General features: G+C 47.6%; 11 protein-coding genes and 1 pseudogene. 3 read left to right on the forward strand and 9 right to left on the reverse strand.

Annotation, left to right across the window (positions count from 1 at the left end; translation table 11 throughout):
• Positions 1 to 74: 74 nt before the first annotated feature.
• From DXE35_RS07125 to rpsU, 5 genes are all read right to left on the reverse strand, one after another.
• Entirely contained in the window at positions 75 to 569 is a 495-nt protein-coding gene (locus DXE35_RS07125) for a GNAT family N-acetyltransferase (protein ID WP_114690405.1), read from the reverse strand.
• A gap of 390 nt (positions 570 to 959) precedes the next feature.
• Positions 960 to 3,347 (reverse strand): RNA polymerase sigma factor RpoD, encoded by a 2,388-nt coding sequence (gene rpoD / locus DXE35_RS07130; RefSeq protein WP_231970089.1) that lies wholly within the window; start codon positions 3,345 to 3,347, stop codon positions 960 to 962.
• Between the two features lie 245 nt (positions 3,348 to 3,592).
• A complete protein-coding gene (gene dnaG / locus DXE35_RS07135) occupies positions 3,593 to 5,560 on the reverse strand; it encodes a DNA primase (RefSeq protein ID WP_114690028.1) in 1,968 nt (655 codons plus the stop codon).
• A gap of 48 nt (positions 5,561 to 5,608) precedes the next feature.
• Positions 5,609 to 6,055: a GatB/YqeY domain-containing protein gene (locus DXE35_RS07140; protein WP_114690029.1), complete on the reverse strand. Its 447-nt coding sequence runs from the start codon at positions 6,053 to 6,055 to the stop codon at positions 5,609 to 5,611.
• A gap of 142 nt (positions 6,056 to 6,197) precedes the next feature.
• Complete coding sequence (gene rpsU, locus DXE35_RS07145) at positions 6,198 to 6,410, reverse strand: 30S ribosomal protein S21 (RefSeq protein ID WP_114690030.1); 213 nt, start codon at positions 6,408 to 6,410, stop codon at positions 6,198 to 6,200.
• A 74-nt stretch (positions 6,411 to 6,484) separates the two neighbouring features.
• Here rpsU and tsaD point away from each other — a divergent pair, with 74 nt between their 5' ends.
• A complete protein-coding gene (gene tsaD / locus DXE35_RS07150) occupies positions 6,485 to 7,558 on the forward strand; it encodes a tRNA (adenosine(37)-N6)-threonylcarbamoyltransferase complex transferase subunit TsaD (RefSeq protein WP_114690031.1) in 1,074 nt (357 codons plus the stop codon).
• Between the two features lies 1 nt (position 7,559).
• On the opposite strand, the gene folE2 is transcribed toward tsaD, so the two are convergent.
• The 4 genes from folE2 to xseB are packed head-to-tail and all read right to left on the reverse strand — an operon-like array spanning position 7,560 to position 11,503.
• A complete protein-coding gene (gene folE2, locus DXE35_RS07155; RefSeq protein ID WP_114690407.1) occupies positions 7,560 to 8,387 on the reverse strand; it encodes a GTP cyclohydrolase FolE2 in 828 nt (275 codons plus the stop codon).
• A gap of 25 nt (positions 8,388 to 8,412) precedes the next feature.
• Positions 8,413 to 10,314, reverse strand: coding sequence for a 1-deoxy-D-xylulose-5-phosphate synthase (gene dxs, locus DXE35_RS07160; RefSeq protein ID WP_114690032.1), 1,902 nt, complete (start codon positions 10,312 to 10,314; stop codon positions 8,413 to 8,415).
• A 52-nt stretch (positions 10,315 to 10,366) separates the two neighbouring features.
• On the reverse strand, positions 10,367 to 11,269 hold the full coding sequence (locus DXE35_RS07165) for a polyprenyl synthetase family protein (protein WP_114690033.1): 903 nt from the start codon (positions 11,267 to 11,269) through the stop codon (positions 10,367 to 10,369).
• The gene (gene xseB / locus DXE35_RS07170) at positions 11,270 to 11,503 is read right to left on the reverse strand and encodes an exodeoxyribonuclease VII small subunit (RefSeq protein WP_114690034.1); all 234 of its coding nucleotides are present in this window, start codon (positions 11,501 to 11,503) and stop codon (positions 11,270 to 11,272) included.
• Positions 11,504 to 11,669: 166 nt separating this feature from the next.
• On the opposite strand from xseB, the pseudogene DXE35_RS07175 reads away from it, so the two are divergent.
• Together DXE35_RS07175 and DXE35_RS07180 are read left to right on the forward strand one after the other, a co-directional pair.
• Positions 11,670 to 12,768, forward strand: a pseudogene (locus DXE35_RS07175) (aromatic ring-hydroxylating oxygenase subunit alpha).
• Positions 12,769 to 12,835: 67 nt separating this feature from the next.
• On the forward strand, positions 12,836 to 13,666 hold the full coding sequence (locus tag DXE35_RS07180) for a sulfurtransferase (protein ID WP_114690035.1): 831 nt from the start codon (positions 12,836 to 12,838) through the stop codon (positions 13,664 to 13,666).
• The last annotated feature ends 5 nt before the right edge of the window (positions 13,667 to 13,671 follow it).

Here is a 13,671-nt window from a genome sequence, read left to right on the forward strand (position 1 = left end):
AAGGACAAAACCCCCACCATTTCTGATGAGGCTTTGCTTTTCTGGTTGGCCCACCAGGACTTGAGAACCTGTTTCTAGGAGGCCTGATTGCTAATACCCAACTTGAAGTAAGTGGTTCCAATCACCGGGCTCTCGTAGTAAGGCTTAATTTTCATGAAACCCAATCTTTCATACAAAGAAATAGCCTTCTCCATTGTTGGCAAAGTATCCAATAACAAACATGAATACCCAGCAGTCTTTGCGTGAGGAGTAATTAGATCAACCAAATGCTTACCAATCTGTAAATTGCGATACTGCGGCCTCACATATAAACGCTTCATTTCACATGCCTTGGGACATTGAGTCAAAGCAACCTGGCGAACTGCCACACATCCAGCCAATTGATCATCTACATAAGCAAGAAGAATAATTAGGCCTTTTGGCTCAGCATATTTTCCCGGCAAAAGTGCCAGCTCTTGCTCAAAGTCTTGATATGCCAAATCAACCCCAATAGCACCCGCATACTCACGAAATAGCTCTCGAACTAATTCCATATGCGTTTGGGATGTGGCGTTAATAAATTTCATCATCAAAATAATGATATCAAATAAAAAGCCACTCCGAAGAGTGGCTTTGTTCTTGGTGGGCCCACCAGGACTTGAACCTGGGACCAAAGGATTCCGGTTTGTGTAATTTTCATTACTCCCTGGACTATGCCTTCATCATATCGATTGCTCGACTTAGATGGGTGCCGTCTAGTCTCTACACGTTCAAAGTATTTCTACTAAGCTTCGCTCGGTGTTGCCATATTCGTTTAAAACGATTTGTGCATTTAGTCAAAAATACATTAACCCGTTTAAACGACTTTAGGTTTCTCCGAATTTGACACCATCCCTTATGCAGTTTCCACGCATAAGGCACAACTTTCGCTATGAGTCCTCTGCTCTAACCAACTGAGCTATGGGCCCGTTAGTCTTTGATCAATCTTCTTCGAGGAAGGTCTTGAATTTGTCACTACGGCTTGGGTGACGCATCTTGCGGAGAGCCTTCGCTTCAATCTGACGAATACGCTCACGTGTAACGTCAAACTGTTTACCTACTTCTTCGAGAGTGTGATCAGTACTCATCTCAACACCAAAGCGCATACGTAATACTTTTGCTTCACGCGGTGTCAATGAATCAAGCACGTCTTTCACCACATCACGCATAGAGTCATGCAATGCGGCTTCAGCCGGAGCCAAGGTATTACCGTCTTCAATGAAGTCGCCCAAATGAGAGTCCTCATCATCACCAATTGGCGTCTCCATGGAGATAGGCTCTTTAGCGATCTTCATGATCTTACGAATCTTATCTTCCGGAATCTCCATCTTCAGCGCCAAGGTTGCCGCATCTGGCTCATGGCCAGTTTCTTGCAAGATCTGACGGCTGATACGGTTCATCTTATTGATCGTCTCAATCATATGAACTGGAATACGGATCGTGCGAGCCTGGTCAGCGATCGAACGAGTAATCGCCTGACGAATCCACCATGTCGCATAGGTAGAGAACTTATAGCCACGACGGTATTCAAACTTATCCACCGCCTTCATCAAGCCGATATTGCCTTCTTGAATCAAATCCAAGAACTGCAAACCACGGTTGGTGTACTTCTTAGCAATGGAAATAACCAAACGCAAGTTAGCTACAGTCATCTCACGCTTCGCTTCACGAGCACGCTTCTCGCCCGCGAGCATTTGCTTGTTCACTTCTTTCAACTCTGGCAATGGAAGGACGACATTCTTTTGAATATCAATCAATTTCTGTTGCAACTCTTGAATCGCTGGAACATTACGCTGTAAGAGCGCACTGTAAGGCTTGTTCTCTTTCAATAACTTGTCTGTCCAAGCGAGGTTCATTGACATCTTAGGGAAGTCTTTTAATACCTCACCACGATTCACGCCAACCTTATCCACCAACAAGCTCACGATACCGCGCTCGAGCTTCCAAACCTGGTCAACTTGTGAACGCATGGTGTCGCACAGCTTCTCAACACTCTTCGCTGTTAAACGGAAACCCAGCAGCTCAGCGCGAATTACATCTTGTGCTTTAACGTAAGCAGGACAGTTGTAACCATCTTTATCGAAGGCGCGACGCATTTTCTCGGCTTGCGTACGAACAACCGCAAACTTCTCTAAAGAAATCTGCTTCAATTCTTCTAATTGCTTGGCATTTGCTGTCGCAGCACCACCGCCGCCACCGCCACCTTCTTCGCCGTCTTCAGCATCTGGATCTATCTCTGGCTCATCTGGTCCAAGCTTAATATCTTCCGCATTTGGATCAAGCAAACCGTCGACAAACTGGTCGATCTCCATCTCGCCACTAGCGATCTTGTCAACGTTACTCAGAATCTCAGCAATCGTTACAGGGCAAGCAGCCAAAGCCATCACCATATCTTTAAGGCCGGCTTCAATCTTCTTCGCAATAACGATCTCGCCTTCGCGAGTTAACAGGTCTACTGTACCCATCTCACGCATATACATACGTACTGGGTCGGTTGTGCGACCAAACTCGGAATCCACTGTGGATAGAGCTGCTTCCGCCTCTTCCTCAGCCTCCTCTTCAGATGCTGCGGCAGATGCGTTATCAGACAGAATTAGTGTTTCTGCATCAGGAGCCTGTTCGTAAACAGTAATACCGATGTCATTGAGCAAGCTAATCAAAGTTTCTAATGCATCAGCATCAGACAACTCGTCAGACATCACGTCATGCATCTCGCCATGGGTTAAGTAACCCTTGGACATACCCATCTTGATCAAAGTCTTCAAGCGAGCACGACGTAATTCTTGCTGCTCTTCTGTGCCCAACTGTTGCGCGGCAAATTCTTTTAAAAGCGCTTTTTCTTTTGCCTTACGCTCACGCGCTTTTTGACGATCCGTTAATACTGGCTCTGCAGCTTCAGCGGGCGCATCCGCTTTTGCTTTGCGGCCACGCTTCTTTTCTTCTTCAACCACTACAGGCGCTTCAGCTTCTGCGACCTTGGCTTTTTTGCCCTTCGTTTCTTTGGCTTCTTTCATTTCTTTTGCTGCTTTAGCTGGCTCAGCCTTAGGTGCCGCTACCGCTTTACCTTTTTTAACTGGCTTTACTTTCACTTCCGCTTTAGCAGCTTTTGCAGGCACTTTGGCAACAGGTTTAGCGGGAGCGGATTTTGCAGCCGCCTTTACTGGCTTGGCTGGTGTCTTCGCTTTTGGAGCTGGGTTAGCTGGGGCTTTTGCCTTAGGTGCTGGCTTGGCCGGAGCTTTTGCTTTAACAACAGGCTTTGCAGCCGCCTTTACTGGCTTGGCTGGTGTCTTCGCTTTTGGAGCTGGTTGTTTGGTCTTGGTATTCGGCATTTATTAGCACTTGCTCACATTACTGTTGTTGATATCGACTGATTAAACACAGCCCCGTAGTCATTCTTTTACTCACTTACCCGCTTACCCCCAAATGTCATCAAAATAAAGTGCAAGTTGCTGAATTAAAGCGATTTTTTGCTTTTGAACAGAGGATTATAGTCGATTGCGACTTTTTTTACCCCCTTCCCACCTAAAAATATGGGGTAATTTCAGGGGATTTCTAGGGTAATTTTCAGAAATTCTTATGAGAATTTCAGCTTTTCGCCCAATTCCCGATAGCGGGCCTTGTCTTGCTCGGTGGCAACGCTTCCCGCGATCTTTTGAGCAATTTCAGTCATTTCTTGCTTGAGATGGGTTAACTCTAGTTTTTTGAATGCCCCTTCTAGATCGGCAGCCGCCCCTTCAAGCTCTAAATCCGAGCCCATCACGCGATTTCGCAGAACTTCGTACAAGGGTGCAAACTCGCTACGAGACAGTTGATCCTGAAACATTGCAAATGCACCCGCTCCCGCAGTAGCCGGCGTATTACCCTCACCTGGAATGAGTTCCACCAAATCACACTGCGACAAAAGATCTTTCATTAAGGCATGTGCTTTTTCAGATCTTTGTTCGGCAGCCTTTAATGCGAGTGCGCGCTTATTCGCATCCAATGCTTTACCCAAGTGTGGAAACTGAATAATGACGCGCAACATTTGCTCAGCCAAATCTGTTGGCGCTTTTGGCGGTTCCATATTTTGCGTGGTAACTCGCTTTGCGGATCCCTTGGATGCTTGCCAAGGCGCACTCTGTCGATTGCCGTTACCCGAAAAATTATTCTGACTATTTTGACTACCTTGACCGCTTTGAGTACGCGCTTGCATTGATTGATATTGTGTTTGTCGCGTGGGCGCAGGTGCAACTGTTAAACCACAAAATGCCTCGAGCTCTGCATGGGTTGTATTGGTCCGAATCGCCAACTCACGCAAAATTTGTGTGCGCAATGCAATTGGCGGCATGGAGAATAAGAGCGGCTTAGCAGCATGATGCGTATGGGCCCTACCTTCTGGGGTCGTTAACTCATGATCCTCGCTCACTACCTTAAAGAAGAATCTCGAAATCGACATCGCTTCTTTAATCACCTTCTCAAAAGCGGGTGCTCCGTAAGCACGCACATAACTATCTGGGTCATGTTCTGTGGGCAAAAATAGAAAACGAACTTCTTTGTCGTCCGATATTAATGGCAAGCATGTTTCAAGCGCACGCTGCGCGGCCCGTTGACCTGCAGCATCACCATCAAACGAAAACACCACTTTATCGGTTTGACGCAATAACATCCGTACATGGTTCGCAGTACACGCCGTTCCTAAAGTTGCAACTGCATTAGGGAATCCCAATTGCGCCAATGCAACTACATCCATGTAACCTTCACAAACGAGGACATATTCTTGCGCGCGAATCGCTTGTCTGGCTTCAAACAAACCATACACAGTATTGCCTTTTGAGAACAAAGGGGTCTCAGGAGAATTTAAATACTTTGGCTCACCTTGATCCAGAATGCGCCCACCAAAACCAATCGTTTGACCTTTGGGACTGCGAATCGGAAACATGATGCGATCACGGAAACGGTCGTACCGTTTCACATTTGCGCCCTCGGACTGCTCACCCTGAATCAAGAGGCCGCCCTCTAACAAAGTCTTTGCCACTTCATCATTGGAATAAGACCCAAAAACCACCTCTAAACCCTGCCAGCCATCAGGCGCATAACCCAAGGCATAGCGCTTAGCGATCTCACCAGTCAAACCGCGTCCTTTGAGATATTCAACGGCGCGAGTATTGCCTTTCAGTTGCTGACGATACCAATCCGCGGCAGAACTCATCACCTCGCTGAGCGCCATAGCTTGCTGCTGTCTTGCCACGTCATTGGCAGTGCGCTCTTCACGAGCCACATCAAGGCCTGCTGACCGCGCCAAATCTTCGATTGCATCTACGTAACCGAGACCCGAATACTCCATCAAGAAACTAATGGCAGATCCATGTGCGCCACACCCAAAGCAGTGATAGAACTGCTTTGTATGGGATACTGAAAATGATGGAGACTTCTCCGAATGAAAGGGACAAAAACCTTGAAAGTTCGCGCCCGCTTTTTTTAACTTAACATGCTGCCCAACCACATCAACGATGTCCACCCGATTTAAGAGATCGGCGATAAAGGATTGTGGGATGAGTGCCATAAGGCGAGTATGAAGCTGTTTTGCTTGCTTAGCTAGTCAGCGAATTACTTACTTTGCTAGCGCGGCTTTTACCAAGCCAGAAACTTTACCCATATCGGCTTTGCCAGCCAACTGGCCTTTGAGCACGCCAATCACTTTGCCCATGTCCTGTGGGCCAGCAGCGTCCGTAGAAGCCACTGCCGCAGCGACCGCAGCTTCAACCTCAGCATCAGACAACTGGGCTGGCAAGTAGGCTTGCAAGATCACCATTTCGGAAGCCTCAACCGCAACCAAATCATCACGTCCTGCTTTTTCAAACTGAGAGATCGAGTCTTTGCGTTGCTTAATCATTTTTTCAACAGTAGCAATCACACCAGCATCATCCACTACGATGCGCTCATCGACTTCGCGCTGTTTAATTGCCGCCAACAAAAGACGAATCGTTCCTAGGCGCTCAGTTTCTTTTGCGCGCATAGCGTTTTTCATATCTTCGGTAATTTGATCTTTTAGGCGCATGACTTTATTCCTATTAATAAATATAGAACGTAGAACGGATATCTTTTGATACTGAACAGCGGCGATTAAAAAGCAAAAACCCGCTGCGCTTCACCGTCAGCGGGTTTCAAAGCTTCTCGGTGAAAAGAGCTTTTAAATTCGATTAGTAAAGCTTCTTAGGCAACATTTGGCTGCGAATACGCTTGTAATGGCGCTTAGCAGCTGCAGCCTTCTTACGCTTACGCTCAGCTGTTGGCTTCTCGTAGAACTCGCGCGCACGCAAGTCTGTCAAAAGGCCATTCTTTTCAATGGTGCGCTTGAAACGGCGCAATGCCACTTCAAATGATTCGTTTTCGCGGAGGCGGACTGTAGTCATACTTATTTAACTCGTATATGCTCGATAAAAAATATCGAAAAATTAACTGAATTGTGATTTTAGCACGACCAAAAATGATTGTTTTAGGAATAGAAACCTCTTGTGACGAGACCGGGGTGGCTTTATACAACACCATGCCTTGGGAAGAGGGTAAACCGGCCTTCCAAGGCATACTTGGCCAGGGCTTGCACTCGCAAATCGCCATGCACCGGGACTATGGCGGCGTTGTTCCTGAATTGGCCTCCCGCGACCACATTCGCCGTGTTTTGCCCCTTTTGAACCAATCTTTAGCCGAATCCGGCCTCAAATTAGCTGATATTAATGCCATAGCCTTCACCCAAGGCCCTGGATTGGCTGGCGCCCTCCTCGTGGGCAGCGCTTTTGCCAAATCCCTAGCTCAAGGCCTTAATTTGCCGTCTATTGGGATTCATCACCTTGAAGGACATCTTCTTTCACCGCTGTTAGGTCAAACCGCCCCCCAATTTCCCTTTATCGCACTGCTCGTGTCAGGTGGCCACACCCAGCTCATGAAAGTCTCCGGCATCGGGCAGTACGAACTACTAGGCGAGACCTTGGATGACGCAGCAGGAGAAGCTTTTGATAAAACTGCCAAATTATTGGGATTGGACTATCCGGGCGGTGCAGCGATTTCAAAATTAGCGGCGCGAGGTCGATCTGGAATATTTGATTTACCAAAACCCATGCTGCACTCGGGCGATTTGGATTTTTCTTTTTCAGGGTTAAAAACCGCCGTTCTGAATCAAGTAAAAAAATTCGATGAGAAAAAGATTATCGATACTTCTGAGATAGCGCAATTTCATGCGGATCTGGCGAGAAGCTTTGTCGATGCAATCGTGGCGGTATTGGTTAGCAAATCAGAGAAGGCGCTCAAGCAAACGGGATGCAAACATTTGGTGCTTGCCGGTGGCGTCGGCGCTAACTTGCAACTACGAAATGCTCTCAACGACAAAGCCGCACGCAATGGTTTTGAAGTGCACTATCCACCACTTAAACTCTGTACCGATAACGGTGTAATGATTGCTTTTGCTGGTGCATTGCGAATGCTAACCAAAAATAATGGCTCCACAACTTCTGGAGCCTTTGATGTCAAACCCCGTTGGGATTTGCAAAGCAATAATCTGAAATAAATTATTGCTTGTGGCTGATCCGCGCGAACGCACTGTGATTATGGATAGATTCAAAGTTCTCCGCTTCAACCACAAAAGACTGGATACGCTGATCCGCCTTGAGATTACCAGCCACATCCCGTACCAAATCTTCTACAAATTTAGGATTGCTGTAGGAGCGTTCGGTAACCCACTTCTCGTCGGGGCGCTTTAATAAGCCCCATAACTCACTGGAGGCTTCACTCTCAGCGGCAACAACTAAATCTTCCACTGTCATTTGAGTATTCGGATCCAAAGAGACCGTCATCGTGACATGTGAGCGCTGGTTATGCGCACCAAAATCAGAAATTTCTTTTGAGCATGGGCACAAACTCATCACAGGCACTTGTGCACGCAAACCTAATGCAACATCAGTGGCGCCTGCCGCATTATGTTTTACAGTAGCCATCCAAGCGACTTCGTAATCCATCAGACTTTCAACACCGGATACTGGCGCAGCTTTTGTCACAAAGTGCGTGTATGTAAATTGCACATGCCCTTCTTTGGCATCGAGCAATGGCAGCATCTCACGCACCATCGCCACCACTGAAGTGCTATCAACCGCAATATCTTGCTTTTGCAACAAAGCCATGAAGCGGGACATATGCGTTCCCTTCACGTGCGCAGGCAAAGCGACATCCATTTCGAAAAGACCTACTGATGGAAAATTTCCAGTCTTGCTGCGAATAGTGAGCGGATGACGCACACCACGAATACCCACTCGCTCAATCGGCAAAGCGCGCTCATCCCGAGTGGATTGCACGTCGGACATTGCATTAGGCTTCAAACGAGCGGGGTTAATGTCATTCATAGCTCTATTTTCAGGCAAAACAGGCTTATTTGCCCACAAGCACAGAATTTGGTGTCAATACCGCCGGAAAACGCTGTTTGATAGAGTTGGCAATACCTTCTACATCCAAGCCACACTTGGTCATCAGTAAACCGTAGTCACCATGTTCAATAAATGCATCAGGAAGACCTAATTGCAGGAGGGGTTTATGAATTCCGAGGTTTGATAACGCTTCTAAACAGGCGCTACCAGCGCCGCCAGCAATCGCGCCATCTTCAATCGTGACCAAATAATCATGATCTGCCGCTAGAGATTGAATCAAATCTACATCAAGCGGTTTAACAAAACGCATATTGGCAACCGTCCCGTTAATACCCTCGGCCATTTCGAATGCGGGATAAAGCAAAGTACCAAAAGCCAATATCGCCACACGTTGTCCAGCTGGCGCAGTCGATTTGCGACGAACTTCGCCTTTGCCTATCGGCAAAGTACGCAATTCTTTAGAAGGAGTTGCGCCAACACCAGATCCGCGTGGGTAACGCACTGCGCTTGGATGCGGCTGATGAAAAGCAGTTGTTAATAAATCCCAGCATTCCGCTTCATCTGCGGGCGTCATCACCAGCATATTCGGGATGCAGCGCAAGAATGGGATGTCATATGCACCAGCATGAGTTGCGCCATCAGCGCCTACCAAGCCTGCACGATCGAGCGCGAACAGCACTGGTAAATCTTGCAAAGCCACATCATGAATTAACTGATCGTAGGCACGCTGCAAGAAAGTGGAATAGATTGCCACTACTGGCTTCATCCCTTCGCAGGCCATGCCGGCTGCAAACGTCACCGCATGCTGCTCAGCGATACCAACATCGTAGTAACGCTTCGGAAAATTCTTTTCAAACTCAACTAAGCCAGAGCCTTCACGCATTGCCGGAGTAATACCAATCAACAAAGGATCGGCATGCGCCATATCGCATAACCATTCACCGAATATTTGAGTGAACGTTTTCTTGCTGGCAACTGCTTTTTTAACGCCTTCTTCTGGATTGAATTTGCTAGGGCCGTGATACAGCACTGGATCCGCTTCGGCTAACTCATAGCCTTGGCCTTTTTTAGTCACCACATGCAAGAACTGCGGGCCGCGCCCTTCAAGCGCTAAGCGACGTACGTTCTGCAACATGGGAATCAAGGCATCTAAGTCGTGACCATCAATCGGACCAAAGTAATTGAAGCCAAACTCTTGGAAGATAGTGGATGGAGAAACCATACCCTTGGCATGATCTTCAAGACGTTTAGCGAACTCACGTAAGGGTGGCGCGATCGATAAAACACTGTCAATCCCTTTTTTGGTTGCGGAATAAATATTGCCGCTAAGCAATCTAGCCAAATGGCGATTAAGCGCGCCCACCGCAGGAGAGATCGACATATCATTGTCATTCAAAATGACAACTAAAGGCAGATCGTCATACACGCCTGCGTTATTCATTGCCTCAAATGCTTGGCCGCCTGTCATCGCGCTATCACCAATGACGGCTACAGCAACATGTCTCTCGCCCTTTGTTTGAAACGCGCGCGCCATACCCATGGCAGCGGAAATACTCGTAGATGAGTGGCCAGTACCAAAAGCATCAAACTCACTTTCTGAGCGGTGTGGGAATCCCGAAAGGCCTTTGTATTGACGCAAGGTGTTCATGCGCTCGCGACGACCTGTCAAAATTTTATGCGGATAACTTTGATGCCCTACGTCCCACACAATCCGATCATCTGGTGTATCAAAGACGTAATGCAAAGCGATGGACAATTCGACCGTTCCCAAATTGGACGATAAATGACCACCTGTTTTTGAAACAGAATCTAAAACAAATTCGCGCAATTCATCCGCTACTGCGGGCAACTCTTCACGCGAGAGTTTTTTAAGATCGTCAGGGGAATGGATGGAATGTAAAGTCATGAAATCTAATAATGTGTACTGATTTATCTCTCTTATTTCTCTTCCATCTTTCTTACTTACCGCGATTAACAACTAAGAGAGCTAAATCTTTTAATGCCTGCGCTGATACGCCAAAACTATCCAAGCTAGCAATAGCTGCCTCTTGCAGCTCCTTAGCTTGTTTCTTTGCATAGTCTAAACCCATCAAGGTCACATAGGTCGGCTTATTGGCGGCAGCATCTTTGCCGGCCGTCTTACCCAATGTCTGTCTGTCAGCAGTGGCATCGAGTACATCATCCACAATCTGAAATGCCAATCCCAGGGATCTTGAATAAGTTGCGAGATGCGTCATTTGCGTCTTATCCAGATGAGCGGCAATACCGCCTAATTCCACCGCGCAAGATAATAGAGCGCCGGTCTTCATTGCATGCATTTGCTTTAGGCCAGCGAGATCTAACTTTTTGCCGACACTTTCCAAATCAATCGCCTGTCCACCTGCCATCCCCCGCGAGCCAGAGGAAGCGGCTAAAGCGGCAATCATTTGCAGACGTACTTGAGCGTCGCAGTTTGCATTGGCTAGGATTTCAAAGGCGCGCGTTTGTAACGCATCACCAACTAATAGCGCTGTTGCCTCATCAAATGCTTTATGCACTGTTGGACGACCACGGCGCAAATCATCATCGTCCATGCAGGGCAAATCATCATGCACCAATGAGTAAGCGTGGATACATTCAATTGCCACAGCGGCGGCGTCCAATGACTCAGCTCTAGCCGCATCTCCATTTTCACCAAGTTGACCAGCGGCATAAACCAACAAGGGACGTATCCGCTTGCCCCCACCTTGCGCCGCATAACGCATCGCCTCATGGAAGCGATGGGGGATCGTTTGGGCGGAATCGAGCAAGCGCTCTAAAGCCAACTCGGTTCGCTCAGAGTAAGAGCTCACCCGATCTTGAAATTGAAAAGCAGTAGTCAATTAAGCCTCGAACACTCGAACCTGTTGCTCAACTTGCGTCAACATTCCCTGGCAATGCTTCAGCAAGGCTGCACCCCGTTGATAAGCCAGCAAGATCTCTTCTAGGGAAAATTTTCCAGCTTCCATGTCAGAAATTAGGTTTTCAAGCTCCTTCACAGCCTGTTCATAACGCAAATCTGGGTCAATCTGGACCTCTAGACCAGGTTTTTGACCCTCAGACTTCTTGGTTGCCATAAGCTTATTTCCTTCCTATTTCCAACACGGATAGCGCTACATATTAAAGCGAGAACCCCTTTGCATGGGTATAATCGACCCATTCCTTGCCAATATCTCTCGATCCGTCGATGGTTGGATTGGTTATTCCGCTTAGCTTCGGCTGACGTTTTCGGGGGTGGGGAGAATGACTAATCTGGCTACCGCGCAGAAGCTTGCGCCGTCCAATCTAAAACTGCCGGTTTCGGCATATTTTGACGCTGACTTGTATCAGCAGGAAATTGAACTGCTTTTTAAGCAGGGGCCTGGCTATGTTGGCCACGAACTCATGGTGCCTGAAATTGGCTCCTATCAAACTTTAAGCGCGGAAAATGAAGGGCGCATCCTGGTTCGCAATGAATCTGGAATCGAACTGCTTTCCAATGTTGGTCGCCATCGTCAAGCGCTGATGCTCAACGGTCGCGGCAAAGCCGACAATATTGTGTGCCCATTGCATCGATGGACTGATGACTTGAGTGGCAGCTTATTGGGCGCCCCACACTTTGAAGACAAGCCTTGTTTACATCTAGGCAAATCCCTTTTGCAAAATTGGCAAGGCCTGCTATTCGAAGGCCCACGCGATGTGCGCGAGGACCTCGCGACACTAGGCGTTGCCGATGATCTGAAATTTGATGGCTATGTACTTGACCATGTTGAAGTGCATGATTGCAACTACAACCGGAAAACATTTATCGAGGTGTATCTCGAGGACTATCACGTAGTGCCGTTTCATCCTGGCTTAGGTAAGTTTGTTTCTTGCGAAGATCTTCGTTGGGAGCTTGGAGACTGGCATAGCGTGCAGACCGTTGGTATTCATAAAGATTTAAAAACACCGGGTTCACCAACCTACCGCAACTGGCATGAAGCAGTGCTTCGTCAATTTGACGGCACAGCCCCACGGCATGGCGCTATCTGGCTTACCTACTACCCCAATGTGATGGTGGAGTGGTATCCAGGCGTGCTCTGCGTCTCAACATTGCATCCGATTGGGACTGGTAAAACACGCAACATCGTCGAGTTCTACTATCCAGAAGAGATTGCTTTATTTGAGCGCGAGTTTGTGGAAGCTGAGCGCGCCGCTTACATGGAAACCTGTATCGAAGACGATGAAATCGGCGAGCGTATGGATCAAGGACGCGCCGCGCTCTATGCGCGCGGCCATTAATGAGGTTGGTCCATATCAAAGTCCAATGGAAGATGGCATGCAACATTTTCATGAATGGTATCGCCGTGTCATGAATTTTTAAGGCGCATAATCTCAGAAAGTTTGATAGCCACACCCAATACTCTCATCACTTAAAAATAGGAAGCATCATGACTCCTCAAATTACCGCAAACCAGTTAGAAGAAATCATTAATAGTGGCGAGAATGTTTTGCTCTGTGATTGCCGATTTGATCTAGCCGATCCTTTGAGCGGCAGAAAATCCTACGAAGAAAGCCATATTCCCGGCGCAATCTATGTCGACCTCGACAAAGACCTATCGGGCAATAAGACCGGCACCAATGGTCGCCACCCCCTACCGAGTCCAGAAGCCTGGGCACAAACTAAAACACGGCTAGGCATCAGCCCAAATACACTGATAGTTGCGTATGACAAACAAGGCTCCGTCTATGCCAGCCGCTTATGGTGGATGCTCAAAGCCACTGGTCATGCCAGTGTCCGCGTGCTGGATGGCGGTTTAGATGCCTGGAACGGCCTCATGGGCTCGACCCCAAGAACACCCATTCCTTGTAATCAAGTGATTGCATCGATGCCTTATACCGGCCTGGTTCTGGTGAATGAGGTTGTTGGCAATCTTGAAAGCAAGAAAAATAAAATCATTGATGCTCGTGCCGAAGATCGTTTTCATGGTCAGAACGAAACACTGGATCCCGTTGGCGGACATATCCCTGGCGCAATGAATCGCTTCTTTAAAAACAATCTCAATGCGACTGCGTTTAAAACTCCAGAACAATTATTTAAAGAGTATTCGGAATTTCTGGGTCCGATTAAAGCTTCTCAAGTCATTCATCAATGCGGATCTGGAGTTACCGCTTGCCACAATCTCCTGGCAATGGAAGTCGCTGGCTTTAAAGGCTCACGTCTGTATGCGGGCAGCTGGAGCGAGTGGTGCGCAGATCCCAAAAGACCTGTTGAGCTTTAAGTCGA

The sequence above is a fragment of the Polynucleobacter necessarius genome (assembly GCF_900095215.1).
In the GTDB taxonomy this organism is placed as follows: Bacteria; Pseudomonadota; Gammaproteobacteria; order Burkholderiales; family Burkholderiaceae; genus Polynucleobacter; species Polynucleobacter necessarius_H.